Here is a 3,798-nt window from a genome sequence, read left to right on the forward strand (position 1 = left end):
TAATCTATCAGTCCTATTGGTTTGCTAAAGGCTAGGGCTGTAGTTGGTAGTGGGGGTACCTTAAAAGAACTGAATTCAAAGATATAGAAGATACTATTTGGGTAAAAAGACATAAATGGGAATTTATCTATAATGAAAATAATCAAATCATAAATGAAAAGAAATATACCATTTATGAAGATAGTATCTGGCAGCCTAAAACAAATACCTCTTATACCTATCTAAATGATTTCAGACTAAACTATCTCTATCAAGTTTGGGATACCAGCACAAATACCTATCAAGATCACATGAAATGGGAGTATGAATTAGATGAACAAGAACGTCCATTGATTTTCAGATATTATAGTAGCCTACCTCCAAATGAGTTGGAATTAAAAAACCTATCAGAATATGAATATGTAGAAACTGAAAATCAATACATCCAAAAAGTATTTAGTTTAGAATCACCAAATTGGGATACCATATTTTACGGAATAAGATATTATAATAATTACTTTACTGCTATTAACGAAGTAGAGACTAAAGAATTTGAGCTCAGTCCAATACCCTCCTCCTATCAAATCTCACTAAGTTCAGAACACCATTTTTCGCAAAATATCAAATATGCGATCTATAGCATGTCAGGAAATAGGCTAAGGCAAGAAAAGCTCAATCCTTCTGGGATTGTTGAAATCAAAGACTTAGCAGCTGGTCATTACTTAATTAAGGTATACAAACCCAATGGAAATACAGAAGTATTAAAATTCCAAAAACTCTGGGTAATTCACAGTTTCAATTAGAATTTATGTTTGGTATCGCTCAGTCATATCATTGACTTTTCAAATATGAATATCAAATATAAGCAAAGGCCAAAAAAAGCATGGTATAGTTTAATTTTGGATTGGGGCTAAATGCTGATATCAACAGTCAGAACCCTTTTAAATCAATGCTTTTATAGTCAATTAAATCAACCCATTTGCCCATTCTTTTCTGTATCACTTTAAAATGGGCTTCATCTTCAGGCGTAACAAAAGAGATGGCTTCTCCGGAGGATTCGGCTCTTCCTGTTCTACCAATTCTGTGAATATAATCCTTAGGGGAACGAGGCAAATCGTAATTAATTACATAAGGAAGGAATTCTATATCGATTCCTCGAGCCAATAAATCCGTCGAAACCAATACTCTTAATTTCCCAGTTTTAAACTTCCTCAAATTTTCTGTTCTGGCATTCTGGCTTTTCTTTCCATGCATGGCAGTAGCATGGATGGCATTTCTTCTTAGTTTATCAGCAATATGTTCAGCTTGATAGGCAGAAGAAGCAAAAATGAGCACCTGATGCATGTCTTTGCTTTTAATTAATTGACGAAGTAGCGGCCCTTTCTTTTCAGTAGGAACTATATAAGCCGTTTGGTCAATCAAACCCACATCATGAATATCTTCCACCAATTTGATCACTAAAGGTTGCTTCAATAAACCTTTCTGAAAGCTACTCACATCGTCACTCAAAGTGGCTGAAAACAACAGATTTTGTCTATCAAGAGGCAACATCCTTAGTATTTTCTTCATTTCTTCTTGAAATCCAAGATTCAGCATTTTATCTGCTTCATCTAAAACCAAGGTATCCACATCGGCAAGACAAAGCGCATTATTATCCACCAATTCAAGTAAACGACCCGGAGTTGCAATAAGAATATCCACATTTTGCATGGCCTTCATTTGAGGATTGATGGCAACCCCTCCAAAAACTGCTAATGTTTTGATTCTTTCCTTTAATGTAATTTTAAATTGCTCAAAAACCTCTCGCACTTGCACTGCCAATTCACGAGTTGGAACGAGAACTAGGGTCTCGATATGTCTATTCTTCGACTTGGTGGCATCCACATTCATCAATAATGGAAGAACATAAGCCATTGTTTTCCCTGAGCCTGTTTTCGCGATGCCAAGAATGTCATTCCCTTTCAGTATTGCCGGAATAGCCTGTTCTTGTATTGGATAAGATTCTGTGAAATTATTTTTTTCTAGTGCATCAAGCAAAGACCATGATAAACCTAAAGAATTGAATGACATATATTTGTTTTATGGATTTTTTATACGAGGCAAAGATAGATTTAAAAGTTAATAATAAACTTTTAAATCTATCAGATTATAGCTAAAAGTTAGAATCTAGAAGTTTATGAGCTCGTTTCTAGAGTATTGTTTTAGAATAGAGAGGTCACCAGAACTCACAAGCTCTATGAATTAATTCAGAAAAGAATGGCTGAACTGAAAAATAAATTATCTTTGAGGGAAATTACCCTATTAATCCATAAATATAACTAATGACATTTAATTATAAGGCCTTCACCATACCAGTTATAAGCATCGATATTTCAGCTGATAATGAGGCGTTTGAATATAACGATGCTTTTAAAAATCTGTTCTTAAGGAACAAAGATATATTCAAAGAAGATCAAATAACCTTTTCTAAGTCTATTAATAGCATTCTCAAAGTTCCTGTTTTTCATTGGAATGGTATTATTTACCATATAAATATGATTAAAGAAAGTGAAACTATTCATTCCTATTTGATTAGTCCTAGTGAAAACTCAGTAGCTCTTTCCTTTTTATGGTTGAAACATGATTTAATCAATATTTTAAACCCCATCATTGGATTTTCTGATATATTAAGTGAATCCAACAATATACATGAGGATGATGCTCAATTGATTGATAAGATAAAATCCAATTCACAAAAGTTTTATGAGCAAGTTCAGAAAATAGCTGCTTTACAATTACTCACTCTTAACGATAATGATCAGGCCACGGGCAAATACCTGTTGAGTGATTTTCTTCTGGAGTTGAATAATAAACTGAGAGTCGAAAAGTCCCTTGAGGAGGATATTCACTTGGAAATACTCGGAAATGGACACGTGAGTGATAGAATCAGTAATCCAGACTTTAGGTTTGCTTTTGAAGAGCATTTTTCTTTTTTAACCAAACACCAAAACACTCCAAGCATAAAAATGAAGCTCTACACTGATGAAGATTGTTTAAAAACTGAAAGTGTATTTGAGGATTGTATTCTTAGCAATCGACAGTTTGAGGATTTAATAAATGTGGAGCTTTATATCTCAAAAAGCAAATCTATTAAGAGGCTACAATCCGATCCTTTGAATTATTTATTACTCTGTGAACTTCTAACACAAATTGGTGGAAATTGCGAAATAACTGTAAAAGACAAAACTCTTGTGTTTATGATGAGCTTCCCTATTCTCGAAACACTTAAATACGAACCAGAATTAATTGAAGTAAATGAGAATACTAATATTAAAAGATCAAATCCTTTTGATTTCCCTCCTCAGTTATTAGAAGAACTACAAAATAAATGCTCCGGCTTCCACGGTTTTATGATATTAGATGACTGGGAAGCCATGACCATTCAAATGGAAAGCATTAACAAAAATCACCAAGATACTGGTTTAGTGACACTTATAAAAGACATTGATTTAGCTATACAATCTTTTGATGTGGAAAAACTAAAAACCATTTATAAAAAACATCAATTGATATTCAGTCCAAACAAGGAGAGAATCGTATCTACCTGATATTTAGTGTCTTAAGAAATTTAATTTCAAAAAAACATGAAGTTTTCATTTTTTTTGAAAAAAAAGCAAAAAAAATGCACTTAAGTATTCTTGAATTTAAAAATAATTGTATTTTTGCACTCGCAATTTGACAAAAGCGTACTTCTAAAGTATGAAAATGTTGATTAGTTCTTTTACATGGTCCGTTCGTCTAGGGGTTAGGACGCCAGGTTTTCATCCTGGTAACAGGGGT

Annotated in this window: 3 protein-coding genes; 2 read left to right on the plus strand and 1 reads right to left on the minus strand. The window is 33.2% G+C overall.

Features of this window, described 5'->3' with window-relative positions:
* Nucleotides 1-290: 290 nt before the first annotated feature.
* Nucleotides 291-782 carry a T9SS type A sorting domain-containing protein gene (locus HNS38_RS19795; RefSeq protein WP_172346975.1) on the plus strand — a complete coding sequence of 164 codons (492 nt, stop codon included), beginning with the start codon at nt 291-293 and terminating at the stop codon, nt 780-782.
* Nucleotides 783-909: 127 nt separating this feature from the next.
* Here the strand turns inward: HNS38_RS19795 and HNS38_RS19800 are convergent, their stop codons facing one another.
* Nucleotides 910-2,049 carry a DEAD/DEAH box helicase gene (locus HNS38_RS19800; RefSeq protein ID WP_172283527.1) on the minus strand — a complete coding sequence of 380 codons (1,140 nt, stop codon included), beginning with the start codon at nt 2,047-2,049 and terminating at the stop codon, nt 910-912.
* A gap of 251 nt (nt 2,050-2,300) precedes the next feature.
* Here HNS38_RS19800 and HNS38_RS19805 point away from each other — a divergent pair, with 251 nt between their 5' ends.
* Nucleotides 2,301-3,566 (plus strand): hypothetical protein, encoded by a 1,266-nt coding sequence (locus HNS38_RS19805; RefSeq protein WP_172346976.1) that lies wholly within the window; start codon nt 2,301-2,303, stop codon nt 3,564-3,566.
* The last annotated feature ends 232 nt before the right edge of the window (nt 3,567-3,798 follow it).

It is taken from the genome of Lentimicrobium sp. L6 (assembly GCF_013166655.1).
Taxonomy (GTDB): domain Bacteria; phylum Bacteroidota; class Bacteroidia; order Bacteroidales; family UBA12170; genus UBA12170.

What these genes read in the sequence shown, in the direction of transcription:
- HNS38_RS19800 (WP_172283527.1), bottom strand. Translation starts at nt 2,049, where the DNA reads ATGTCATTCAATTCTTTAGGTTTATCATGGTCTTTGCTTGATGCACTA.
- HNS38_RS19795 (WP_172346975.1), top strand. Translation starts at nt 291, where the DNA reads ATGAAATGGGAGTATGAATTAGATGAACAAGAACGTCCATTGATTTTC.
- HNS38_RS19805 (WP_172346976.1), top strand. Translation starts at nt 2,301, where the DNA reads ATGACATTTAATTATAAGGCCTTCACCATACCAGTTATAAGCATCGAT.